18 protein-coding genes are annotated in these 23,796 nt (G+C 59.3%); 2 read left to right on the top strand and 16 right to left on the bottom strand.

From position 1 onward, the window contains the following. Window positions 1-2: 2 nt before the first annotated feature. A complete protein-coding gene (pilB, locus tag PspR84_RS24665; RefSeq protein ID WP_160059458.1) occupies window positions 3-1,703 on the bottom strand; it encodes a type IV-A pilus assembly ATPase PilB in 1,701 nt (566 codons plus the stop codon). A 225-nt stretch (window positions 1,704-1,928) separates the two neighbouring features. On the opposite strand from pilB, the gene PspR84_RS24660 reads away from it, so the two are divergent. Beyond that, entirely contained in the window at window positions 1,929-2,351 is a 423-nt protein-coding gene (locus tag PspR84_RS24660; protein ID WP_160059457.1) for a pilin, read from the top strand. Between the two features lie 297 nt (window positions 2,352-2,648). After that, window positions 2,649-3,005 carry a BON domain-containing protein gene (locus PspR84_RS24655; RefSeq protein ID WP_047600285.1) on the top strand — a complete coding sequence of 119 codons (357 nt, stop codon included), beginning with the start codon at window positions 2,649-2,651 and terminating at the stop codon, window positions 3,003-3,005. 271 nt (window positions 3,006-3,276) lie between these two features. Here the strand turns inward: PspR84_RS24655 and PspR84_RS24650 are convergent, their stop codons facing one another. From PspR84_RS24650 to gluQRS, 15 genes are all read right to left on the bottom strand, one after another. Further along, window positions 3,277-3,573 carry a DUF2845 domain-containing protein gene (locus tag PspR84_RS24650; protein ID WP_160059456.1) on the bottom strand — a complete coding sequence of 99 codons (297 nt, stop codon included), beginning with the start codon at window positions 3,571-3,573 and terminating at the stop codon, window positions 3,277-3,279. Beyond that, entirely contained in the window at window positions 3,573-6,524 is a 2,952-nt protein-coding gene (locus tag PspR84_RS24645) for a DUF748 domain-containing protein (protein WP_160059455.1), read from the bottom strand. The genes PspR84_RS24650 and PspR84_RS24645 overlap by 1 nt, the downstream gene beginning before the upstream one ends. Before the next feature lie 220 nt (window positions 6,525-6,744). Further along, window positions 6,745-7,761, bottom strand: coding sequence for a class I SAM-dependent methyltransferase (locus PspR84_RS24640; RefSeq protein WP_123593227.1), 1,017 nt, complete (start codon window positions 7,759-7,761; stop codon window positions 6,745-6,747). A gap of 131 nt (window positions 7,762-7,892) precedes the next feature. Continuing rightward, complete coding sequence (locus PspR84_RS24635; protein WP_160059454.1) at window positions 7,893-8,762, bottom strand: oxygenase MpaB family protein; 870 nt, start codon at window positions 8,760-8,762, stop codon at window positions 7,893-7,895. A 51-nt stretch (window positions 8,763-8,813) separates the two neighbouring features. Beyond that, a complete protein-coding gene (gene acs, locus PspR84_RS24630) occupies window positions 8,814-10,751 on the bottom strand; it encodes an acetate--CoA ligase (protein WP_160059453.1) in 1,938 nt (645 codons plus the stop codon). Window positions 10,752-10,965: 214 nt separating this feature from the next. Next, window positions 10,966-12,630 (bottom strand): glucose-6-phosphate isomerase, encoded by a 1,665-nt coding sequence (pgi, locus tag PspR84_RS24625; RefSeq protein ID WP_102900508.1) that lies wholly within the window; start codon window positions 12,628-12,630, stop codon window positions 10,966-10,968. Window positions 12,631-12,859: 229 nt separating this feature from the next. Further along, complete coding sequence (panD, locus tag PspR84_RS24620; RefSeq protein WP_095048673.1) at window positions 12,860-13,240, bottom strand: aspartate 1-decarboxylase; 381 nt, start codon at window positions 13,238-13,240, stop codon at window positions 12,860-12,862. Window positions 13,241-13,450: 210 nt separating this feature from the next. Beyond that, window positions 13,451-14,311, bottom strand: a complete 861-nt coding sequence (gene panC, locus PspR84_RS24615; protein ID WP_160059452.1) for a pantoate--beta-alanine ligase — start codon at window positions 14,309-14,311, stop codon at window positions 13,451-13,453. Further along, on the bottom strand, window positions 14,308-15,108 hold the full coding sequence (panB, locus tag PspR84_RS24610) for a 3-methyl-2-oxobutanoate hydroxymethyltransferase (RefSeq protein WP_160059451.1): 801 nt from the start codon (window positions 15,106-15,108) through the stop codon (window positions 14,308-14,310). Before panB ends, panC begins: the two co-directional genes overlap by 4 nt. A 389-nt stretch (window positions 15,109-15,497) precedes the next feature. Beyond that, window positions 15,498-15,983 carry a 2-amino-4-hydroxy-6-hydroxymethyldihydropteridine diphosphokinase gene (gene folK / locus PspR84_RS24605; RefSeq protein WP_160059450.1) on the bottom strand — a complete coding sequence of 162 codons (486 nt, stop codon included), beginning with the start codon at window positions 15,981-15,983 and terminating at the stop codon, window positions 15,498-15,500. A gap of 4 nt (window positions 15,984-15,987) precedes the next feature. Further along, window positions 15,988-17,388: a polynucleotide adenylyltransferase PcnB gene (locus tag PspR84_RS24600; RefSeq protein WP_160059449.1), complete on the bottom strand. Its 1,401-nt coding sequence runs from the start codon at window positions 17,386-17,388 to the stop codon at window positions 15,988-15,990. A gap of 734 nt (window positions 17,389-18,122) precedes the next feature. Then, window positions 18,123-19,559 carry a sigma-54 dependent transcriptional regulator gene (locus PspR84_RS24595; protein WP_007909919.1) on the bottom strand — a complete coding sequence of 479 codons (1,437 nt, stop codon included), beginning with the start codon at window positions 19,557-19,559 and terminating at the stop codon, window positions 18,123-18,125. 22 nt (window positions 19,560-19,581) lie between these two features. Beyond that, window positions 19,582-22,536 carry a sensor histidine kinase gene (locus PspR84_RS24590; protein ID WP_174244481.1) on the bottom strand — a complete coding sequence of 985 codons (2,955 nt, stop codon included), beginning with the start codon at window positions 22,534-22,536 and terminating at the stop codon, window positions 19,582-19,584. Continuing rightward, window positions 22,520-22,696: a hypothetical protein gene (locus PspR84_RS24585; protein ID WP_003176118.1), complete on the bottom strand. Its 177-nt coding sequence runs from the start codon at window positions 22,694-22,696 to the stop codon at window positions 22,520-22,522. The genes PspR84_RS24590 and PspR84_RS24585 overlap by 17 nt, the downstream gene beginning before the upstream one ends. A gap of 77 nt (window positions 22,697-22,773) precedes the next feature. After that, window positions 22,774-23,670: a tRNA glutamyl-Q(34) synthetase GluQRS gene (gene gluQRS / locus PspR84_RS24580; RefSeq protein WP_160059448.1), complete on the bottom strand. Its 897-nt coding sequence runs from the start codon at window positions 23,668-23,670 to the stop codon at window positions 22,774-22,776. Between the last annotated feature and the right edge of the window lie 126 nt (window positions 23,671-23,796).

The following is a 23,796-nucleotide window of genomic DNA, read 5'->3' as shown; positions in this document are numbered from 1 at the left end:
GTTCAGTCCTTGGTGACCCGGTTGATTTCTTCAAGGCTGGTGATGCCTTGCATGGCCTTGTGCAGCCCGGAGGTGCGCAGGTCGTCGAAGCCGTCGCGGCGCATTTGAATGTCGATTTCCAGCGAGTTGCCTTCGGCCATGATCAAGCGTTGCAGCTCCGGTGTGTTTTTCACCACTTCATAAATCCCCACGCGTCCCTTGTAACCGCCGTTGCAGTGATCGCAACCGACCGGCTCGTAGATCGTGAAATGACCGATGCGTTCCTCGGGGAAGCCTTCCTTGATCAAAGTTTCGCGTGGGATCTCGATGGGCTTCTTGCAGTGGCTGCACAGTTTGCGCGCCAGGCGCTGGGCGATGATCAGACTGACCGACGTGGCGATGTTGAAACCGGGAATGCCCATGTTATGCAGGCGCGTCAGAGTTTCCGCGGCGCTGTTGGTATGCAGGGTCGAGAGCACCAGGTGACCGGTCTGCGCAGCCTTGATCGCGATCTCGGCGGTTTCCAGATCGCGGATCTCGCCGACCATGATCACGTCCGGGTCCTGGCGCAGAAACGAGCGCAGCGCCTGAGCAAAGTCGAGTCCTTGTTTGGGATTGACGTTGACCTGGTTGATGCCTTCCATGTTGATTTCCACCGGGTCTTCAGCGGTGGAGATGTTGATGTCGACGGTGTTGAGGATATTCAGGCCGGTGTACAGCGACACGGTTTTACCCGATCCGGTGGGCCCGGTGACCAGAATCATGCCCTGTGGCTGCTTGAGCGCGGCCATGTACAGGTCTTTCTGCTCTGGTTCATAGCCAAGGGCGTCGATGCCGATCTGCGCACTGGACGGGTCGAGGATCCGGATCACCACTTTCTCGCCCCACAGGGTCGGCAAGGTGTTGACGCGGAAATCGATCGACTTGCTCTTCGACAGACGCATCTTGATCCGCCCGTCCTGCGGTTTGCGCCGTTCCGAGATATCGAGGCTGGCCATGACTTTCAGGCGTGCGGCGATGCGCCCGGCCAGTTGAACCGGTGGCTTGGCCACCTCGCGCAGGATGCCGTCGGTGCGCACCCGCACCCGGTAGTTCTTCTCGTAAGGTTCGAAGTGCAAGTCGGATGAGCCGCTCTTGATCGCGTCTAGCAGCATCTTGTGAACGAAACGCACCACCGGCGCATCGTCGGCATCGAGGCCACCGATGGCCTCCTGTTTGCTGTCGTCGATTGATTCGACATCGAGGCCATCGAGATCGACATCGGCCATGTCTTCCAGGCCACTGGTGTGGGTGTCGAAGAACTTCTCGATGGCATCGGTGAGCTTGTCGTCCTCGACCAGAATGGCTTCGGTGCTCAGCCCGGTACTGAACTGAATGTCGTTGATCGCTTGATGATTGCTCGGGTCGGAAATCCCCACGAACAGCTTGTTGCCGCGTCGCCACAAAGGCAGGGCGTGATGCTGGCGTACGAGTTTTTCGCTGACCAGGCCTTTGGGCTGGGTTTCCTTGTCCAGACAGTTGAGATCGAGGAACGCCATGCCGAAGTGCTCGGAAGCGATCTCGGCGACCTGTGAGCTTTTCACCAGTTTGTTCTGCACCAGATAGCTGACCAGCGACAGGCGATTGCGCTGGGCCTGTTGCCAGGCTTGCTGGGCGCCTTTTTCCGTGAGCAGTTCGGCCTGCACCAATTGTTTGGCCAGACCGCTCAGAGCGATGTCATTCATGGGGATCCCGCACGCTTGCAGTTCATGACTTATAGCCTAGTCAAGTGACAGCGCCAAACACGCCCGGTGCAGGTGACAAAAATTGTCAGATAGTGCGGTTGCGGGTTGTAGGAAAAGGCGTTGTAGGGGGTTCGCGCCCAACGGGCTGGGCTTGGAGGCGTTGGCATGGCCTATGCTGCGTCCCTTGCAGATCATGAGATTTCGACTCATGCATGGAGCGTGTCTATGAAAAAACAACAAGGTTTTACTCTGATCGAACTGCTGATCGTGGTGGCGATCATCGGGATTCTGGCGACCATCGCCTTGCCGCAGTATTCCAAGTATCAGGCGCGGTCGAAGGTAACGGCGGGGCTGGCGGAGATCAGTGCGCTGAAGGTGCCGTTTGAAGACACCATCAATCAAGGAACCAATCCGACACTGGCCATCGTGAAGGGCGATGCGGCGACCTCGACATCCAATTGCGCGCTGACGGCCTCCGGTACTGCCGCCGATGGTGCGGGAACAATCGTTTGTACGATCGCCAACGCGCCAGCTCCTGTGCTGGGTAAAACAATCACTCTGACACGTACCGCCACCACTGGGTGGGCGTGTACTACAAACGTGTCGCCGGATTACTCGCCTAAAGGCTGCACCGCCAGTGGTACATAACTGGGTTGTGTGCTGACCAGAATGCCCCGCAATGCGGGGCATTTTTCATTGCGCAGCCGTTCACAAAAGCTTCAATAATTTCAGCGTCTTAGGAACTTTCCAAAAAACCGCAAGTTGCATGCGAATATTGTCCGGCTCATGCAAATTGCATGATTTCGAAAATTCGTGATAAGTATAACTTGTTGATTTATAAAGAAATTATATAGCTGCAAAAGTTGGCACAGCGTTCGCAACTACCTTGGTAACCCTGCTGACAAGACAACCAGCAGACTTTCCAGAAAAACAGGAGTTACTCGTATGAAGAAGTTCGCTATCACTGCCGCTGCTGCTACCGCGCTGACCCTGACCATGGCTTCCGGTGCATTCGCACAATCCACTCAGGCTACCCAGGCTCCAATGACTCTGGCTGCCGGTGAAGTCACCCAGGCTAAAGAAGCTACTTCTGACACTTGGATCACCACCAAAGTCAAAGCTGACTTGGTCACCGAAAAAGGCATTCCAGGCACTGACATCAAAGTAGAAACCAACAAAGGCGTTGTATCGCTGTCGTCGACTACTGCTGTAACTGAATCGCAGAAAGACGTTGCTGTTGCGATCGCCAAGAAAATCAAAGGCGTCAAAGCGGTCTCCGCTGACGGCCTGAAAGCCGAGTAAGGCATGACTTCTCGCCTGGACCGGGAGAAGGCGCGACAGACGGGCCGAGCAATACGTCTGCCGCAACTTTAGAGTTCATGCGAACGGTCACACGGATGTGACCATTACAGGCCCCGCCACTTGTGTCGGGGCCTGTTCTATTTCAGAGACAACACAAAACAAATGTAGGAGTGAGCCTGCTCGCGATAGCGGTGTGTCAGTCCGCAATTTGATTAGCTGACAGACCGCTATCGCGAGCAGGCTCACTCCTACAGGGGGAATCGGTGTCGGGTCAGTTACCGCGTTTGCTGTTGATCTGGCGCAGGCGATTGCCTTCGAAGCGCAGGTATTGAAACATGCCGTTACTTGGGCCGTAGGTCCATTCCTCGACCTGAAACTCCTCGCGGCGATTGGCGCTGCGCTTGTAGCCGAGCAAATCGCGACTGACCGGCTCACCGCACTTTTGCAGGACTTCGCTTGAGCGGTCGCCAAGGCTGATCAACTGACTGCCGCAGCGCAGGGTATCGGACGCCGAGGCGTGACTGGCCGCGAACGTCATTGCGATCAAGGCCAGCCACTGCGGTTTCATCACTCGGCATCCAGATGCATTTGCGTTACTACGCGGCCATCGCTCTCGGCTTCACCCAGATTGGCGTCGATGAAGTACACGCGGTCGTCTGCCAGTTGGCCTTTATCAACCAGATAATCCTTGATGCTGCTGGCACGGTCCTGACCCAATTGGCGCAGCAACACATCGCTGCCACTCCAGAACTGGATCACCCCTTCGCGCATCTTCGCCGTGCGTTCTTCCTTGCCCAGATCCTTCCATTCGGCCGGCGGCTGGGTTTTCAGGCGGGTGCGGTAAATGCCCTCGAGCAGTGGACCTTTCTCGCTGTCGGGCACTTGCAGCAGCGACGCCTGAGCCGGGACTTTATCGCCACGACGCTGGAGCATCTTGTAGTAGTTGTACTGGTATTCACGTTCCAGACGCTGCTCGGCGAGCAACGGGCCGTCACTGCTTTTGGCGGCCGTGCCTTCGATCTCCAGACGCAGTGCCGGACGCTCCTTCAGCGCCTGAGACAGTTTGATCAGCGCCGCTTCGGCATCCTTGCTCAACTCGCTGGAACCCGGAGCAAACGACACGGTGCCAAGGTCTTGCGAACTGCCACCACTGATCAGGCCGCCAATCATCTTGAATGGCGCGGCGGCGGCTTTGACGATCAGGTTGCGCAGGGTCTGCCAGACAATCGGCATCACGCTGAACTGCGGGTTGTTCAAGTCGCCGGTCACCGGCAATTCGATGGAGATCTTGCCGTCGACATCCTTGAGCAAGGCAATCGCCAATTTCAGCGGCAGGCTCACGGCATCCGGGCTGTCGACTTTTTCGCCGAGCTGCAATTGCTCGACCACCACTTTGTTTTCGGCTTTGAGCTGGCCCTTGGTGATCAGGTAATGCAGGTCGAGGTTGAGCCGGCCTTTGCGGATGCGGTACCCGGCGAATTTGCCGGAGTAGGGCGTCAACGTGGTCAGCTCGACGCGTTTGAAACTGGTAGCGATGTCGAGGCTGGCCATCGGGTCGAACGGATTCACCGCGCCCTTGATGGTCACCGGTGCATAGCGGTCGACCTTGCCTTTGATGTCGACGCTGGCCGGTTTCGCCTGACGGCTGTCGATGGTGCCGATCTGGCCGTTGAGCTGCTGCACGGCGGTGGCGAAGTTCGGCGTCAGGCTGAAGTCGGCGAAGTTGGCCGAGCCGTCGTTGATGGCGATGCCGCCAATGTGAATGCCCAGCGGTTTTTCGTTGCTGGCCGGTTTCGCCGCTGTGGTTTTGGTGCCGCTGTCGGCGGGCTGCGGAATCAGCAGATCGTCAATGTTGGTGGTGCGATCATCGTTGATCATGAACCGCACATAAGGCTGGAACAGGTTGACCTTGTCGATCGACAGGCTGTCGCCGTGTTGATAATTCAGGCCTTCGACGACCACCTGCTGCCACTTGAGGAAGTCGCGGGTTTTCAGAGTGTCGAGGGTGTGCAGTTGATCGATCTGCGCCCGTCCGGTGACGCTGAGCGCCAGCGGTTCGGTGCTTTTCAGATTGACCTTCAGATCACTGCCGAGCATGCCGCTGCGCAGTTCCAGGCGAATGAACGGGTTGATGTAGGACTGTGCGACGCGCAGGTCGATGTCCTGGGTTTTCACATTGAGCTGGGCGTTGACCGGGGCGAGATTGACGGTGCCGTCGGCCGTGATCTTGCCTTGCTTGCCCACGCCGCTATCGAGCTTGAGCTGGAAGGGCGAACCGTTGAGGCTGTCGAAGTCTTGCAGGTCGACGTTCAGCGGGGTGATATCCAGTGCCACCGCAGGTGTTGCCGAACGGTCGGCCAGATGCACGGTGTAGTTACGCAATTGCACGTCTTTGAGCAGCACCTGCCAAGGCTTGCTCGGCGCAGTGGGTTCAGCTTTTGGCGAGTCGGCAGCGGCCGGCGTGTCTGCCGGTTCTGCGGCGGCTTTGGCGGCGGGTTTCGACGGTTGGCTGGCGAACAGTTTCTGCCAGTCCAGTTGTCCGTCGGCTTCAAGGGCTGCCCAGGTTTCCAGTTTGTTGCTGCGGATCTTGCCGACCACGACTTGTTGCTTGGCCAGATCCACCGAGGTTTCGCTGACGTCGAGGCGTTCGAGTTTCGCCAGTGGCCGTCCGTCCGGGGCTTTGATGGCAAACGGCGCGATGCTCACCGCCACGTTGTTCAACTGCAGTTCGGTTTCTTTCGACAGATTGAGTTTGTATTCGCTGCTGAGACTGATCACACCGTCTTCAAGCACCAAGGGCACTGAATCACGCACGTAGGGCCAGAAGGCTTTCATCTTGCCGTCGGTGACTTTCAGGGTGCCTTCGGAGGTGAACGGGATCAGGCTGAAATTGCCACTCCAGTCGATCCGGCCGCCAGCGGGGCCGATGGCGACCAGGGTCATGTCGGCGCTGTCTTCGGGGAGGGTGCTGAGGTTTTTCAATTCGAAGCTCAGGTCATCGTAGAGAAACTCGATGGGCTCGCTCGGGCGCACGTCCTCAAAGTGCACGACGCCGCCGGCCAGTTTGATGTTGTCGATGCGCAGCGGGAAGGGCTTGGCGTTCGGATCGGCCGGTGTCGGCTCACTGGCCGGCACATTGAACAGGCCCAGCAGGTTGAGCTTGCCGTCTTTGGCGAAAAGGATTTCAGTCTTCGGCTTGTCCAGCTCGATGTTCGCCAGATGCAGGGCTTTGGTCCACAGGCTGTCGATTTGCAGGTCGGCGTACAGGCGATCGAAACCGATCTGCTCCTTGCCCGGCTCGCCAATGACCAGCCCCCACAGGGTGACTTCAAGGCTGAACGGGTTGAGTTCGACACGCTGGATATGCGCAGGCACCGTGGCGTAATTGGCCAGTTGTTGATTGGCCACACGCAGGGCGATGCCTGGCAAAATCAGAAACCCCAGCAGGCTGTAGAGGGCCAGAGCAGTCAACAGGGCGCCAATCGCGCGAATCAATCCTTTGGGCATGTGCGGCTTCATCTGTCTGAATCGGAGTGCCTTGGAGTATGGCACGCGATTCTGGTTCCGAAGTACCTCGCATGGAGCAGGATTGTTCAGATTCTTCTGTCGGAACGCTTTCCATGTGGGAGCGAGCCTGCTCGCGAAGGCGTCATACCAGTCGCTCTATTAGTTGGCTGATGCTCCGCGTTCGCGAGCAGGCTCGCTCCCTCATTGGACAGTTGTCAGCCGCGCGGTCGGATCAGAGCTGCAGGATCAGGGTTTTCAGCGGCGGTTGCTGGTCCATGGACGGGAAGTCGGCGCCCGGTGTCATCACGCTCCACTCACGTACCGGTCGCCCAGCCTTCTCGGCGCAGCGCAGCACCTGCTCGCGCCAGTCGTCCATGCTGACTTTCGCCAGGTTGTTGCAGCAGATCAGCACGCCGTTGTCGGCGGTGGTCAGCAGGGCCGGTTTGAGCAGGCTCTGGTAGTCGCGCAGTAAATCGACAGTGCCGAATGCGCTCTTGGCCCACGCGGGCGGGTCGAGCAGGACCAGGTCGTATTGGCGCTGATCGAGGCGTTGGTAGCTCGGCAGTTTCTGCCCGCGACGCTGGCTGATCGGCAGGCCGGCGAGTTGGCGAATGGCCGGGAAGTAGTCCGACTGGATGAACTCCATCTCGGGCAACTGCGGGTTGAGCAGACCGTTTTCGCGACCGACCGCCAGATTGCCTTCGGCGAAATCCAGGTTGCACACTTCACGCGCGCCACCGGCGGCCGCACTGAGGCCGACGCCGCAGGTGTAGGCGAACAGGTTGAGCACGGATTTGCCTTTGGCGTGATCCTTGACCCAGCCGCGCGTGTTGCGCAGGTCGAGGAACAGCAGCGGGTCTTGTCCGGCATGGCGACCGCGCACCCGGTAGTTCAGACCCCATTCGTGACCGACCAGATCGGCCAGCGCGGCGTCTTCGGCTTTGTAGACGCTGTCTTCACGATCAATGCGCGAATTGCCACGGGAGCGGTCGTTGTAGACCAGCAACGTTTCCAGCCCCAGGCTCTGATTAACCATCGCGTGCAATTGCAGCAGGTCATCGCGCTCGAGCGTCTGGTGGAAGCTTTGCACCAGCAGTTGCGGGCCATAGCGGTCGATAGTCAGACCGCCGGCGCCTTCCTGGCTGCCGTGGAACAGCCGATAGCAATCGGTGCCCTGGCGGTGCAACTCGGCCAGCAGATCCTGGCGTTGATCGAGGGCGGCGCGCAGCGCCTGATTCAAGGAAGACATGCGGGCGCCTTGCTGGAGAGAATGGGGGCGCGGGAGTTTAGCAGTTACTGAGCGGCAAGCTCCAAGCTTCAATCCCCAAGCTTAAATCTTGCAGCTTGCAGCTTGCAGCTTGCGGCTTGCGGCTCTGAGCGTCAGCTCAGCCCCATCCGGCGGTTGGCGCGTTGCACCGAACCATTGCGCATCGCCCAGCGCAGCATCGGTGCGCTGCGTTTGACACTGGCGCGAATCAACTGGCGCTGCAGCGAACTCTGTCGCACATCAAGCATATCGCTGGCCCAATCCGGCAACAGATCGATACCGGCCTTCATCATCAGATCGCCAAACGGTCGCGCCAGAACACTCGGCGCCGGTGCGTCGAGCAACAAGCGCAAAACCTCACGGCTGCGCTCATCGCACAGCAACTGCGGGCGCATGCGTTGCAGATAATCGGCTACGGCTTGCCGCGATTTCGGCACATCCCGCGCACCGAGGCGTTCGGCAATCACGGCGATTTCCGCGTAATAACGATCCTGATCCGCCCCCGACAACTGCGGATTGCGATAACGCAAATGCGCCGCCAGAAAGTTACTGACTTCAGCCACGTGCACCCACGTCAGCAAATCCGCATCGCTGGCCGCATAAGGCCGGCCATCCGGCGCGGTGCCGACGACTTGCAGGTGAATGGTGCGTACCTTCTCGATCAACCAATCTGCATCGCGGCGCGAGCCAAACGTGGTGCCGGAAACAAACTGGCTGGTACGCCGCAAGCGCCCGAGCATGTCCTGGCGAAAATTCGAATGATCCCAAACCCCGGCCAGTGCCAGTGGATGCAGGGCTTGCAGCAACAACGCGCTGATCCCGCCGATCAACATGCTGCTGAAATCGCCGTGCACTTGCCAACTGACCGAGTCGGGGCCGAACAGGCCGGGATCGCCCTTGGGGTTTTCCAGATCGAGTTGGCCGAGGGACAGCCCGGTCAGGCTCATGAGTTGGTTTTCAATACGACTGCGGATGAATTCCATGACCACTCAGTGCGAAAGGGCGGGCGCGGGCGTTTGACCGCGCCCGGGGTGTTACTGATTGAGGCGCTTGTCGATCAGGCCTTGCACCACACTAGGATCAGCCAGGGTCGAGGTGTCGCCGAGGCTGTCGAGTTCGTTGCAGGCGATCTTGCGCAGAATGCGCCGCATGATCTTGCCTGAACGGGTTTTCGGCAAGGCCGGCGCCCACTGGATCAGGTCTGGTTTGGCGAAGCTGCCGATTTCCTTGCTGACGTGGGCGAGCAATTCTTTTTTCAACTCGTCATTCGGTTCGGTGCCGTTCATGGGTGTGACGAAGGCGTAGATGCCCTGACCTTTGACGTCGTGGGGGTAACCGACCACGGCGGCTTCGGCGATGCTGTCGTGCAGCACCAGCGCGCTTTCGACTTCGGCGGTGCCGATGCGGTGGCCGGAGACGTTGATCACGTCGTCGATGCGCCCGGTGATCCAGTAATCGCCATCCTCATCGCGGCGCGCGCCGTCGCCGGTGAAGTAGTAGCCGGGGTAGGGTTTGAAATAGGTGTCGACCATGCGTTGCGGGTCGCCGTAGACGCTGCGGATCTGCGCCGGCCAACTGGATTTGATCGCCAGCACGCCGCTGCCGGCGCCTTTGATTTCCTTTCCGTGTTCATCGAGCAGTACCGGTTGTACGCCGAACATCGGCTGCGTGGCGCAGCCCGGTTTGATCCGCTGGGCGCTGACCAGCGGGCTGAGCATGATGCCGCCGGTCTCGGTCTGCCACCAGGTGTCGACGATAGGGCAGCGCTGTTCGCCGACCACGTTGAAATACCACTCCCACGCTTCCGGGTTAATTGGCTCACCGACGCTGCCGAGTAATCTGAGGCTCTGCCGCGAGGTTTCCTTCAACGGTTCGGCGCCCTCGCGCATCAACGCGCGCAGCGCAGTGGGTGCGGTGTAGAAAATGTTGACCTGGTGTTTATCGATGACCTGCCAGAATCGTGAACTGTTCGGGTAGCTCGGCACGCCTTCGAACATCAGCGTGGTCGCGCCGTTGGCCAGCGGGCCGTAGACGATGTAGCTGTGGCCGGTGACCCAACCAACATCGGCGGTGCACCAGAACACCTCGCCGTCGCGGTAATCGAGCACATATTTGAAAGTCATCGCCGCTTGCAGCAAATAGCCGCCGGTGGTGTGCAGTACGCCTTTGGGTTTACCGGTGCTGCCCGAGGTGTAGAGGATGAACAGCGGATCTTCGGCGTCCATTGGTTCCGCTGGGCAATCGTCGCTGACATCGCGTACAGCCTGGTGATACCAGAGGTCGCGGCCTTCGACCCAGTCGACGTTGCCTTGGGTGCGCTCTACCACCACGACGGTGCTGACGTCCGGGCAACTCTGCAGGGCTTTGTCGACGTTCTGCTTGAGCGGCACGAACTTGCCGCCGCGTACACCTTCGTCGGCGGTGATCACTGTGCGGCAATCGGCATCGAGAATACGGTCACGCAGGGAATCAGGAGAGAAGCCGCCAAACACCACCGAATGGATCGCGCCGATTCGTGCACAGGCAAGCATAGCGTAGGCAGCTTCGGGGATCATCGGCATGTAGATGCACACCCGGTCGCCTTTGTTCACGCCACGGCTTTTCAGCACGTTGGCCAAGCGGCAGACATGGTGATGGAGTTTTTTGTAAGTGATTTGTGCCGATTCGGCCGGATCGTCGCCTTCCCAGAGCAGTGCGGTCTGTTCGCCGCGCTTTTCCAGGTGGCGGTCGATGCAGTTGTAGCTGACGTTCAGTTTGCCCCCGGCAAACCAGGCGGCTTCACCGGTTTTCAGGTCGTAGCGCTGAACGGTCTGCCACGGCGTGCTCCAGTCGAGGAACCGCGTGGCCTGTTCGGCCCAGAAGGCCGTGGGGTGTTCAATGGATTCGCGGTACAGGCGCCGATAGTCTTCCTGACTCAATTGCGCAGCCCGGCGGACGGCATCGGCTTTGGGGAACGTGCTGATATCGAACATGACGGTTCCTTATTCTTGTGGAGCGACAGGAATAAAGATGCGCCGAGCGATGCAGAGGTTCAAGTCATGCGCAAAACAACTGTGGGAGCGAGCCTGCTCGCGAATGCGGTGAGTCAGTCAACAAAGAGGCTGAATGACACACTGCATTCGCGAGCAGGCTCGCTCCCACATTGAAGATGGGTTGCCCACTGGAATTGTGGGCAACCCATTTACATCACCCGCGGTGACGACCGCGGAAGTAGTTGATCAGGCCCTGGGTAGAAGGGTCATCGGCAGTGGTTTCATCGCTGCCGACCAAGCGGTTGTAAACGCCTTTGCCCAGTTCCTTGCCCAATTCCACGCCCCACTGGTCGAAGGCGTTGATGCCCCAGACCACGCTTTGTACGAACACTTTGTGCTCATACATCGCCACCAGTGCGCCGAGACGACGTGGACTGATGCGTTCAACCACGATGGTGTTGCTCGGACGGTTGCCCGGGATCACCTTGTGCGGCGCGAGTTTGTGTACTTCTTCTTCGCTCATGCCTTTGTCGCGCAACTCTTGCTCGGCTTCCGGCAGGGTTTTGCCGAGCATCAGTGCCTGGCTCTGCGACAGGCAGTTGGCGTACAGCCACTGATGGTGGTCGGAAACCGGGTTGAAGCTGACGATCGGCACGATGAAATCGGCCGGGATCAACTGCGAACCTTGATGCAGCAACTGGTGGTAAGCGTGCTGACCGTTGCAGCCGACGCCGCCCCAGATCACCGGACCGGTATCGGTCGACACCGGCGTGCCGTCCTGACGCACGCTCTTGCCGTTGGATTCCATGTCCAGCTGTTGCAAGTGCTTGGTGATGTTACGCAGGTAATGGTCGTACGGCAGGATCGCGTGGCTTTGCGCGCCCCAGAAGTTGCCGTACCACACGCCGAGCAGCGCAAGTAGCACCGGCATGTTCTGTTCGAACGGCGCGGTCTGGAAATGCTGGTCCATGGTGTAAGCCCCGGACAGCAATTCCTTGAAGTTGGACATGCCGATGGCCAGAGCAATCGGCAAACCGATGGCCGACCACAGCGAATAACGACCGCCGACCCAGTCCCACATCGGGAAGATGTTTTCTTCGCGAATACCGAACGCCACGGCCGCTGCGTTGTTGCTCGATACAGCGATGAAGTGACGATACAGCTCGGCTTCCGAACCGCCCTGCGCCAGGTACCAGGCGCGTGCAGCTTGAGCGTTCTTCAGGGTTTCGAGGGTGTTGAACGACTTCGACGAAACGATGAACAGCGTGGTCTCGGCGCGCAGTTTCTGCGTCAGTTCGTGGAACTCACTACCGTCGATGTTCGCCAGATAGTGGCAACGCACGCCTTTCTGTGCGTACGACAGCAGCGCTTCGGAGACCAGCTCAGGGCCGAGGAACGAGCCACCGATGCCGATGTTCACCACGTCGGTGATCGGCTTCTCGGTGTAACCACGCCACAGGCCATCGTGTATGCGGCCAACCAGATCGGTAATCTGGTTCAAAACCTTGTGGACTTCCGGCATCACGTTGACGCCATTGACCGACAGCTTGTCGCCCACCGGGCGACGCAAGGCGGTGTGCAGCGCCGGGCGGCCTTCGGAAGTGTTGACGATTTCGCCTTCAAACAGCGCTTTGATGGCGCCTTTGAGATCGACTTCATTGGCCAGACCGACCAGCAGATTGCGGGTCTGGGCGTTGATCAAATTCTTCGAATAATCGAGAAACAGTCCGCAGCTGCTGAGGGTGAACTGGTTGAAGCGCTGCGGATCGGCGTTGAAGGCTTCGCGCATGCTGAAATCCTGCATGGCTTGGCGGTGATCTTTCAACGCTTGCCAGGCGGGCAGAGCGGTAACGTCTTGAGGAGTGAGGTAATACGCCATCGCTGCGGTTTTCCTTTTTACTTGAACGGCCTTTTGAACACTGAACAGACCCGGCACGCCATGTTTGTGCACGGGATCAACTGTGTCGACACGATTTCCGGACACAGGGCGAATACAGTAAACCTCGCGCTGCGTTCTGTCTTGACTTTGTCTGACCAGATCCCTGTACTTTTTTAACATCGAGACCGGGAACTGGCCGACAAACGGAGGGGGCGGGGCGAAATCGGGATCAGGCGAGCTGAACCGGGATGGCGTTGCTGGTGTGGCTCAGTTCATTGCCCGGCGCCATGTAAAGCATGCGCGGCTTGAAATTGACCAGATCGGCTTCGCTGTAATGGGCGTAGGCACAAATGATTACGCGGTCGCCGACCTTGGCCTTGTGCGCAGCGGCGCCGTTGACCGAGATCATCCGCGAGCCTTCTTCGCCACGGATCGCGTAGGTGGTGAAACGCTCGCCGTTGTCGACGTTATAAATCTGGATCTGCTCGTATTCGCGAATACCGGACAAGTCCAGCCACTCGCCATCAATGGCGCACGAACCTTCGTAATCGAGCACCGCATGAGTGACTTCGGCGCGGTGCAGTTTGGCCTTGAGCATGATCGCGTGCATGAGGGTTTTCCCGGGTTGGAATCAAACGGCGGGCAGTGTGCCCGAAGGCTTTGGGGGCGGCAATACGCCTTGAAATGCAATTTCAAGAGCACCGAAAAACACTGTAGGAGTGAGCCTGCTCGCGATAGCGGTGTGTCATTCAACGCTAATGCTGACTGACACACCGCTATCGCGAGCAGGCTCATTCCTACAGGGGGGATTGCGGTGTTTTTAAGCGGGCGTATCGAGGTTCAGGTGCAGGTTGTCGATCAACCGTGTGGTGCCGAGGAACGCGGCCACCAGAATCACCAGATCACGGTCTTCAGCCGTCGCCGGGCGTAAGGTTAGCGCATGGCGGATTTCCAGGTAATCCGGACGCAGGCCTGCCGCTTCCAGCTGTTGCAACTGGCCACCGATCAGCGCCGGGAAGTCCCGTTCACCTTGCTTGATCGATTCGGCAATATTGCTGAGGCTGCGATAGACCACCGGAGCCACCGCGCGTTGTTCTTCGCTGAGGAAACCATTGCGCGACGACAGCGCCAGGCCATCGGCTGCACGTACGGTCGGCTCGCCAATGATCTGGACCGGCATGTTCAGGTCATGCACCAAGGCACGGATCACCGCCAATTGCTGATAATCCTTCTGGCCGAAAATCGCCAGATCCGGCTGGACCATGTTGAACAGCTTGCTGACAACAGTCGCCACGCCTTCGAAGTGCCCCGGACGGCTGTCACCGCAGAGCCCTTCGGACAATTGCGGCACGCTGACGCGCGTCTGTCCGGCCATGCCGTCGGGGTACATTTCTTCGACAGTCGGCGCGAACAGCAGGGAGCAACCGGCTTCGAGCAGCTTCTCCTGATCCGCCGCCAACGTGCGCGGGTATTTATCGAGGTCTTCGCCAGCGCCGAACTGCAGCGGGTTGACGAAAATGCTCGCGACCACGAAGTCCACACGTTGGGTGGCTTTGGTGATCAGTGCAACGTGGCCGCTGTGCAGGTTGCCCATGGTCGGCACGAAGCCGATGCGCTTGCCTTCGCTGCGGGCGCGGGCTACGGCGGCGCGCAGTTCGCGTACGGTTTTAACGGTGTTCATGCAGAGAATCCGTGTTCGATGCCGGGGAACGTGGTGGCTTTGACTTCGCTGACGTAAGCCTTCAGCGCGGACTGGATGCTGTCCTGACCGTGCATGAAGTTCTTGACGAATTTCGGCACGCGGCCAGTGATCGACAGGCCGAGCATGTCGTGCAGTACCAGAACCTGACCGTCGGTGGCGTTACCGGCACCGATGCCGATGACCGGGATCTTCACAGCCTGACTGATTTCGGCGGCCAGCTCGCTCGGCACACATTCCAGCAGCAGCATGGCCGCGCCGGCCTGTTCCAGCGAGATCGCATCAGCACGCATCTGCCGCGCCTGGTTCTCGTTACGTCCCTGCACTTTATAGCCACCGAGAATGTTCACCGCTTGCGGGGTCAGGCCCATGTGCGCGCAAACCGGTACGCCGCGCTCGGCGAGCAGACGAATCGACTCGGCCAGCCACAGCTGACCTTCGACTTTGATCATGTGCGCGCCGGCCTGCATCAGCATCGCGCTGTTGCTCATGGTTTGTTCGAGGGTGGCGTTGGCCATGAACGGCAAGTCCGCGAGGATCAGGGCATCGGTGTTGCCACGTTTGACGCAAGCGGTGTGATAGGCCATTTCTGCGGTGGTCACCGGCAAAGTGCTGTCGTGACCTTGCAGGACCATGCCGAGGGAGTCGCCCACCAGCAGCACTTCGACACCGGCCTCGTTGCAGGCGTGGGCGAAGGTCGCGTCATAGCAGGTCAGCATGGTGATCTTTTCACCTTTCTGCTTGAGGCTCTGGAGCGTGGTCAGGGTGATGGCTGGCATGTAAAAAATCCTCGTTCAGGCGCTCTGGAAACTACTGCGAGTAACGCGCGTGATTCTTCATCTACTCAGGCGCACGCTCTTTTGTCGTGCTTATAAGGCCTGGATTGCGCCCGTATGTGCCGGGTTGGCGGCAGCGGGACGCCTATAGTCGTGATGAGCCAACAGGAAGTCAATTGCGTGTGTTACCGCATTGTTACGAGGGGAGTGTTACCGGCGTTACTGATGCGATTCAGCGGCGCCGCGGGGCTGATGCGCGGGGTTTTTGTCCGACAATAAATCTGGATATGGAAAGCTATTCCTGTAGGAGCTGCGGAACGCTGCGATCTTCTGATCTTGGTTTTGAAGATCAAAAGATCGCAGCGTTCCGCAGCTCCTACAAGGGATTTGTGTCAGGCGTGGGGAAGGCGTTCCAGACCGACGAACGGGCAGGCTGCCAGCAGATCGGGCAGGCTGCGGCCGTCGGCAAGACGCAGATCCTGCGGGGCCAGTTCGGCGAGCGGGTAAAGCACGAAGGCGCGTTCCTGAATCTGGTAATGCGGGACTTTCAGGCGCGGTTCGTCGATCAGTCGATCACCGAACAACAGAATATCCAGATCCAGCGTACGTGGGCCCCAGCGCTCAAGGCGTTCGCGGCCCTGATTGTTTTCGATCGCCTGCAACGCATCAAGCAATTCCAGCGGGGCGAGCGCGCTGTCGAGCGCGGCCACCGCGTTGGTGTAGCGTGGTTGGCCAGGCAACAGGGAATCGCTTTGGTAGAAGGCGGAAACGCCCACCCATTTGGTCTGCGGCAATTGCCCCAGCGCCTCAACGGCGCTGCGCAATTGTTCGGCGGGGTCTGCGAGGTTGCTGCCCATGCCGATGTAGATGCGTTCCATGCCTTTATTCGCCTGTAGCGCTCGGGGCGCTGGTGCGTTTGCGCTTGGAGCCGCTGCTGCGACGACGTTTGCGCGGCGCGCCACTGGCGTCATCGCCCTTGCCGCTGAGGTCGCGGATCATGTCGCGACGTTCACTGTCGTTGGCATCCTGATAGTCCGTCCACCATTCGCCCAGACCATCCGTTTCCTCGCCAGCGCTTTCACGCAGCAGCAGGAAGTCGTAACCGGCGCGGAAACGCGGGTTGTCCAGTAACAGGTCGGCGCGTTTGCCGCTGCGGCGTGGCAGACGTTCCTGCATGTCCCAGATCTCGCGGATCGGCATGGTGAAACGTTTCGGAATCGCGATGCGCTGGCACTGTTCGGCGATCAGCTCGTGGGCGCCTTCCTGCATTGCAGGGATTGGTGGCATGCCACGTTCTTGCAGGCGCAACACGCGAGCCGGCAGGGCAGGCCACAGCAGCGCGGCAAACAGGAACGCCGGGGTCACCGGTTTGTTCTGCTTGATGCGCAGGTCGGTGTTGGTCAGCGCTTCGCTGATCAGCGTGTGGGTGTATTCCGGGTTGTGTTCCAGCGCATCGGCACTGGCCGGGAACAGCGGGGCGAACAGTTGCAGGTCGACCAGCATTTCGAAAGTGATCGCGCCGTGCCCCGAGAGGAACAGTTTGAGCACTTCTTCGAACAGACGCGCCGAAGGGATCTCGCGCAGCATCGGCGCCAGTTCACGAATCGGCTGCACGGTGTGCTTCTCGATACCGAAGTTGAGCTTGGCGGCAAAACGCACGGCCCGCAGCATGCGCACCGGGTCTTCCTGATAGCGCTGCTTCGGATCGCCGATCAGACGGATCAGGTGATTGCGGATGTCGTGTACGCCATTGGCGTAATCGAGGATGCGCTCGCTGACCGGATCGTAATACAGGGCGTTGATGGTGAAGTCGCGGCGTTGCGCGTCTTCTTCCAGGGTGCCGTAAACGTTGTCGCGCAGAATCCGCCCGCTCTCGTTACGCGAAGACTGGTTGCTGTCTTCGTCGTCATCGTTGACCGGGTGATTGGCGCGGAAGGTCGCGACTTCGATGATTTCGCGACCGAAATGGATGTGCACGAGTTTAAAGCGGCGACCGATAATCCGCGCATTGCGGAATTCGGCGCGGACTTGCTCGGGCGTGGCACTGGTGGCGACGTCGAAATCCTTGGGCGTGATGCCCAGCAGCATGTCACGCACGCAACCGCCGACCAGATAAGCCTGGTAACCGGCACCTTGCAGGCGTTCGACGATATTCACCGCATAGCGGCTGAACTGCGTTTTCTGCAGCGAATGTTGACCGCTGTTGAGCACCTCAGGGGTGCTGCGGATGTGTTGCGTACGACGCACGGGAGTTCGGAATGACTGGAACAACTTCTTCAGCATGGGATGCACTGTTTGAAGGAATGTTCGGCCATACCAAAGAATGACCGCATGATGGGCGCAGATTCTAGCATTTAGTCGGGGGATGGTGTAGGACACGGCAGATTTGAGCTGTAAGCCGCAAGCTGCAAGGGTGAAGCGGGGCAAAACAGGGAGTTTTTTACAGAAGGGAGAAACTACAAGGGGAGCCGAAGCTCCCCAAGAAGTAGTTGCGTGCTCTTTTTATTATTGATTCGGGCTTCTTGTTTTTGTTGAGTGCCCTCGCCACGAAGTGTTTCCTTCGTGACCCTCCCAATCGGGAGCCAAGAGCAAACGGATTGCTTTGGTCGCTGAATTGCAGTGATCTCTCGATCCAACCAGTACAGGCTCTGTCTTAGGACAGTTTTTGTTGTTCTCGGCCTGGTCGTGGGGCAAGCCCCAAATACAACGCCTCTCCAAAAGAATCAGTTAGCTGCGCCTCTCGCCGTCTTGTTTTTATTGTGCGTGAGTCGATTCGTCTTATTTTTATTGTCTTGTGCATTGCTTGTTATTGTTCTTGTACTGAACATATAGCAGGTGCCGTGCCAACTTTTGCGATAGCCAATAAAACAAGGGGTTAGGTCGATATAACCGTTTTGTCGGGGCGAAAAAAAGCCGGGGTATCGTTACCGATAACCCCGGCTTCTGTTACGTGAAAGGACTGAGGTAACAGTTTTTTCACCGCTTCAAGCGTTACCCGCACACTCGACAGGTAACGTTCAGCTCTCGCTGGCGACCCCGGTCTTGCGCCGTGGGATGCCCAGACGCTGACGGCGTTCCCATAGGCATTTGCGGCTGACGCCCAGTTTGCGCGCCAGTTCGGTTTCAGTCATGTGGTCCTGATGTTCAAGGACGAAGTGCTGGAAGTAGTCTTCCAGTGACAAGTCTTCGGTCGGCTCATGGCTGCTGTTGCTGGCGTTACCGCCCGTTTGCGGTGGCAGACCGATGAACTCGTCGTCCTCCAGATCGCTCAGCTCGATGTCGATGCCCAGCAGATCGGCGGAGATTTCCGGGCTTTCGCTCAGAATCACCGCGCGCTCGACCGCGTTCTCCAGCTCACGCACGTTACCCGGCCAGGAATAATGCCGGATCGCCTGTTCGGCATCCGCGGCAAATTTAAGGTCGGTACGGTTGATGCGTGCGCTCTGGCGAGCGAGGAATGCCGTGGCGATTTCGTTGACGTCGGCACCGCGCTCGCGCAGCGCAGGCAGTTTCAGCGCGATCACGTGCAGACGGTAATAAAGGTCTTCACGGAACTGGCCGATTTTCGCCAGGCTCTTCAGATCCCGGTGAGTGGCCGCGATCAGGCGTACATCGACCTTCTGCGACTGCACCGAACCAACACGGCGAATTTCGCCTTCCTGCAACACACGCAGCAGGCGGGCTTGCGCCTCAAGTGGCAGCTCACCGATTTCGTCGAGGAACAAGGTGCCGCCGTCCGCCGCTTCAACCAGACCGGCACGCCCGGCGCTGGCGCCAGTGAACGCGCCTTTTTCGTGGCCGAACAGTTCGGACTCGATCAGGCTTTCCGGAATGGCCGCGCAGTTCACCGAAATCATCGGCGCCTTGGCGCGTTTCGACAGATTGTGCAGGGCGCGGGCCACCAGTTCTTTACCGGTGCCGGACTCACCCTGAATCAACACATTGGAATCAGTTGGCGCGACTTTGCGGATCTTGCTGTACAGATCCTGCATCGGCGGGCACGAACCAATGATGCCGATCTCGCCGTTGCTGTTGTCGACGGCAGATTTGCCGCTGCCATTGGCCGGTTTGCTGGCAACCGCTTCGCCGGCAGCCGGTGCCGACTGGCGATCACGCAGGATCCGCGCGACAGCCTGAAGCATTTCATCGTGGTCAAAAGGCTTGGCGATGTAGTCCACCGCGCCCATTTTCATCGAGTCGACCGCCGAGCGCAGGCTGGCGTAACTGGTCATGATCAGCACCGGTGTGCCCTGGCCGAGCTTGATCAGCTCGGTACCCGGCGCGCCCGGCAAACGCAGATCGCTGACGATCAGATCGAACGTAGGAATGGTGAAGCGTTCTTGTGCTTCCTGCACTGAACCGGCTTCGCTGACCTGATACTGGTTGCGTTCCAGCAGGCGGCGCAAGGCGGAGCGGATAATTGTTTCGTCTTCGACGATCAAAATGTGCGGCATTGATTCGATACTCTCGACGGTCTCAGTTCACAGCGGACGTCGCTTCGACATGACGCGGTAAGGTCACCCGGATACGGGTGCCGCGTTGGCTTTGTACATCAGCCGGGCTGTCGATGGTGATTTGTCCATAATGCTCTTCAACGATGGAATAGACCAGTGCAAGGCCCAGACCGGTGCCTTCGCCAGGATCCTTGGTGGTGAAGAAGGGTTCGAACAATCTATCCATGATGTTCTTCGGAATACCGCTGCCTTCGTCTTCGACGATCAGATCGACCGTGTGTTCGCCGGCTTCGCTCTTGACCCGTACCGCACTGTGCGGCGGCGAGGCGTCGCGGGCGTTGGAGAGCAGATTGATCAGCACCTGAGCGAGCCGCTGTGGGTCGCCTTCGACCCAGTGGTCGGGATCGCACAGGTTGTAGAACTGCACTTCGAAATTGCGTCGGTTCAACGCCAGCAGGCCAATCGCATCCTGGGCGACTTCGGCCAGACAAACGGGCTCGTCACTGTGCTGATGACTGCCGGCGTGGGCAAAGCTCATCAGCGACTGGACGATGCGTGACACACGTTTGGTCTGTTCGAGAATCTGTCCGCTGATTTCCGTCAGTTCGCCGTCGTCTTCACGTTCTTCGCGCAGGTTTTGCGCCAGACAGGCGATGCCGGTGATCGGGTTGCCGATTTCGTGGGCTACACCGGCCGCAAGGCGACCAATGCTGGCCAGGCGCTCGGAGTGCACCAGTTTGTCTTCGAGCATCTGCGTTTCGGTCAGATCTTCGACCAGTAACACCAGACCACTGTTGCCCGGTGCCAGCGGTTCATCGATGGCCGCTTTGTGCAGATTCAGCCAACGAGTCTGGCCGTCGAGGGCCAGGTGCTGTTTGTGCAAATGCTCGTCCGGCAGATCGATGAAGCCTTGCAGCAGGCCTTTCCACGGCTCGCCAATGGTGCTCAAACGCGAACCAACCACGCGTTGCGCGGCAATCCCGGTGAGTTCTTCCATGGCCTTGTTCCACATCAGGATCTCTTGATCCTTGGCCAGCGAGCAGACGCCCATCGGCAGTTCCTGCAAGGTCTGACGGTGGTAACGACGCAGGGCATCGAGTTCGGCGGCCAGACCTGTGAGGCGTGAGTGGTAATCCTCGAGGCGGCTTTCAATGAAGTGGATGTCTTCAGTGACATAGTTTTCGCCGCCGGCCTTGTACGGCAGGAAGGTTTCAACCATGTCCTGGGCCACGCTCGGGCCCATCAGGCCGGAGAGGTTGGCTTCGATGCGGTCGCGTAAACGGCGTAAGGCGTAAGGACGGCGTTCGTCGAATGGCAGATAAAGATCACGCAGCGCTTGCTCGACTTCTTTCTGCGCAGCCTTGGCACCCAACGGTTTCGCCAGTTGTGTGGCGAACTCCTGTGGCGAGGCCGCGTGCAGTTCACGCCGCTGCGGGCGACGAACGTTATCCACGGCGCAGGCTTCGGCAGCGCTGGCTTCTTCGGGGCTTGCGTTGGTGAACAGCGAGATCAGGGTGAACATCAACACGTTGGCGGCGAGCGAAGCAATGGCCGCCATGTGCCAACTGGTGTCGTCGAGCACGTAGATCATGTTCAGCAGCGGAATGTAGAAGCCCTGCAGATTACCGACCAGCGGCAACAGCATGGTCACCACCCAGACCAGAATCCCCGCCAGCAGACCGGCGATAAAGCCGCGACGGTTGGCCGTCGGCCAATAGAGCACGGACAACACACCGGGGAGGAATTGCAGGGTCGCAACAAACGCGACAATGCCGAGGTTGGCCAGATCCTGCTCGGCGCCGAGCATCAGGTAGAAACCGAAACCGGCCATGATGATCGCGACGATCAGCGCGCGGCGCGTCCACTTCAGCCAACGGTAGATATTGCCTTCAGCCGGCGGCTGATAGAGCGGTAACACCAAGTGGTTCAGTGCCATGCCCGACAGCGCAAGCGTGGTCACAATGATCAATCCGCTCGCTGCCGACAGACCGCCGACATAGGCGAGCAACGCCAGCGGTTTGCTGTTGGCGGCAATGCCGATGCCGAGGGTGAAATATTCCGGATTGGTCGTCGCGCCGAGTTTGAGGCCAGCCCAAAGGATCAGCGGCACCGCCAGGCTCATCAACAACAGGAACAGCGGCAAACCCCAGCTCGCACTGACCAGTGAGCGCGGGTTGAGGTTTTCGGTAAACGTCATGTGATACATGTGCGGCATCACGATCGCCGAGGCGAAGAACACCAGCAACAGCGTACGCCACGGGCCTTCCTGCAACGGCGTGTGCAAGGCGGCGAGGGCGGTCTGGTTCTGCAGCAGCCACAGCTCAAGTTGCTGCGGGCCGTCGAACACGCCGTACAGCGCATACAGGCCGACGCCGCCGAGAGCGATCAGTTTGATCACCGATTCAAAGGCAATCGCGAACACCAGCCCTTCGTGCTTCTCGCGAGTGGCGATATGCCGGGAGCCGAAGAAAATCGTAAACAGGATGATCAGCGCACAGAACGCCAACGCCACGCGGCTCTGAATGGGCTCGCCGGTGAGGATGCCGATGGAGTCGGCCACCGCTTGAATCTGCAGCGCCAGCAACGGCAGCACACCGATCAGCATGAAAATCGTGGTCAGCGCGCCTGCCCAGGTGCTGCGAAAGCGGAAGGCAAACAGATCCGCCAGCGACGACAGCTGATAGGTGCGGGTGATTTTAAGGATCGGATAAAGCAACACCGGCGCCAGCAGAAACGCGCCGGACACGCCAAGGTAACTGGAAAGAAAACCGTAACCGTACTGGTAGGCAAGTCCCACCGTGCCGTAGAACGCCCACGCACTGGCGTAAACCCCCAGTGACAACGTGTAGGTCAGCGGGTGGCGAATGATCGCGCGCGGGATCATGCCCCGTTCGCTGATCCAGGCAACGCCGAACAGCACCGCCAGGTACGCGGCGCTGACCAGGATCATCTGGGTCAGGCTAAAGCTCATCGGCATCTTTTTGGCTCTGCAGGATGAAGGTTACGACAATCAGGATCAGCCAGAGCAGATAGGGGCGATACCAGGCGCCCGTAGCGTCGATCCACCAATCCATGATGGCGGGGGAAAACAGGTAGATCCCCACGACTAAAAGCAGGACCAAGCGATAGATGTACATCCCGGCCTCTCTTTTTTATGCGCGTGCCCGAAAACGTGCGGCGATGGTAACGGATGGGCGCGCGACTGCAAGTACCGTCATAGCAGTTGCGCTTCGGGCAGGGTCAGTGTGCGCGGGATCTTTGTCGCATCCCAGTGCGCGCGGCCCCACGCCAGCAACTCTTGCGGCGTGGCGTGAGTCAGTTCGGCGCCGGGGTTTTGTCCCAGTGCGCGCAGGGCTCGCAACAGCAATGGCGTGGCTTGATCGGCTTGCAGCGGCGGCGAGCGGTAGGACTTGCCGAGCTTGTTGCCGTCCGGCTGGATGATCAGCGGCAGGTGCAGGTAGCGTGGTTGACGCAGGCCGAGCAGTTCTTGCAGATAGAGTTGGCGCGGGGTCGAGTCGAGCAGATCGGCACCGCGGACGATGTCGGTGATGCCTTGCCAGGCATCGTCGAGGACCACGGCCAATTGATAGGCATAGAGGCCATCGCGGCGGCGGATCACGAAATCACCGACGTCGCGGCCCAGATGCTGGCGGTATTCGCCCTGTACGCGGTCGATGAAGTGGTATTCCAGCTCCGGCACGCGCAGGCGGATCGCCGCATCTTGCTGGTCATGACCGGCATTGCGGCACAGGCCGGGATAAATCCCGTTATACGGCTCCAGTTGTTTGCGCGAGCAAGTACAGGCGTAGGCCAGGCCATGATTGAAAAGGCTGTTGAGAACGTCGGCGTAGGCGTCATGTCGATCGCTCTGGCGCACCATGTCGCCATCCCATTCGAAGCCGTAGCTCTCCAGCGCCTTGAGGATCGCGGCTTGCGCGCCGGGCTCTTCGCGGGGCGGATCGAGATCTTCCATGCGCACCAGCCAGCGACCGCCGACCGAGCGGGCGTCGAGGTAAGAGGCGAGGGCGGCAACCAGAGAGCCGAAATGCAAGTGGCCACTGGGGGTTGGGGCGAAGCGGCCGATGTAGGCGGGCGATGTTTTGGCAGTCATGAAGACGAAACTACTTTTCAGGCTATACGCAGGTCAACCTGTAGGAGTGAGCCTGCTCGCGATAGCGGTGTGACATTCAACACCGATATTGACCGACCCACCGCTATCGCGAGCAGGCTCACTCCT

Source organism: Pseudomonas sp. R84, assembly GCF_009834515.1.
In the GTDB taxonomy this organism is placed as follows: Bacteria; Pseudomonadota; Gammaproteobacteria; order Pseudomonadales; family Pseudomonadaceae; genus Aquipseudomonas.
Note: the sequence above shows the minus strand (reverse complement) of the source record. Positions and strands in the feature narration are given on the sequence as shown.

What these genes read in the sequence shown, in the direction of transcription:
- pilB (WP_160059458.1), bottom strand. Translation starts at nt 1,703, where the DNA reads ATGAATGACATCGCTCTGAGCGGTCTGGCCAAACAATTGGTGCAGGCC.
- PspR84_RS24660 (WP_160059457.1), top strand. Translation starts at nt 1,929, where the DNA reads ATGAAAAAACAACAAGGTTTTACTCTGATCGAACTGCTGATCGTGGTG.
- PspR84_RS24655 (WP_047600285.1), top strand. Translation starts at nt 2,649, where the DNA reads ATGAAGAAGTTCGCTATCACTGCCGCTGCTGCTACCGCGCTGACCCTG.
- PspR84_RS24650 (WP_160059456.1), bottom strand. Translation starts at nt 3,573, where the DNA reads ATGAAACCGCAGTGGCTGGCCTTGATCGCAATGACGTTCGCGGCCAGT.
- PspR84_RS24645 (WP_160059455.1), bottom strand. Translation starts at nt 6,524, where the DNA reads ATGAAGCCGCACATGCCCAAAGGATTGATTCGCGCGATTGGCGCCCTG.
- PspR84_RS24640 (WP_123593227.1), bottom strand. Translation starts at nt 7,761, where the DNA reads ATGTCTTCCTTGAATCAGGCGCTGCGCGCCGCCCTCGATCAACGCCAG.
- PspR84_RS24635 (WP_160059454.1), bottom strand. Translation starts at nt 8,762, where the DNA reads ATGGAATTCATCCGCAGTCGTATTGAAAACCAACTCATGAGCCTGACC.
- acs (WP_160059453.1), bottom strand. Translation starts at nt 10,751, where the DNA reads ATGTTCGATATCAGCACGTTCCCCAAAGCCGATGCCGTCCGCCGGGCT.
- pgi (WP_102900508.1), bottom strand. Translation starts at nt 12,630, where the DNA reads ATGGCGTATTACCTCACTCCTCAAGACGTTACCGCTCTGCCCGCCTGG.
- panD (WP_095048673.1), bottom strand. Translation starts at nt 13,240, where the DNA reads ATGCACGCGATCATGCTCAAGGCCAAACTGCACCGCGCCGAAGTCACT.
- panC (WP_160059452.1), bottom strand. Translation starts at nt 14,311, where the DNA reads ATGAACACCGTTAAAACCGTACGCGAACTGCGCGCCGCCGTAGCCCGC.
- panB (WP_160059451.1), bottom strand. Translation starts at nt 15,108, where the DNA reads ATGCCAGCCATCACCCTGACCACGCTCCAGAGCCTCAAGCAGAAAGGT.
- folK (WP_160059450.1), bottom strand. Translation starts at nt 15,983, where the DNA reads ATGGAACGCATCTACATCGGCATGGGCAGCAACCTCGCAGACCCCGCC.
- PspR84_RS24600 (WP_160059449.1), bottom strand. Translation starts at nt 17,388, where the DNA reads ATGCTGAAGAAGTTGTTCCAGTCATTCCGAACTCCCGTGCGTCGTACG.
- PspR84_RS24595 (WP_007909919.1), bottom strand. Translation starts at nt 19,559, where the DNA reads ATGCCGCACATTTTGATCGTCGAAGACGAAACAATTATCCGCTCCGCC.
- PspR84_RS24590 (WP_174244481.1), bottom strand. Translation starts at nt 22,536, where the DNA reads ATGCCGATGAGCTTTAGCCTGACCCAGATGATCCTGGTCAGCGCCGCG.
- PspR84_RS24585 (WP_003176118.1), bottom strand. Translation starts at nt 22,696, where the DNA reads ATGTACATCTATCGCTTGGTCCTGCTTTTAGTCGTGGGGATCTACCTG.
- gluQRS (WP_160059448.1), bottom strand. Translation starts at nt 23,670, where the DNA reads ATGACTGCCAAAACATCGCCCGCCTACATCGGCCGCTTCGCCCCAACC.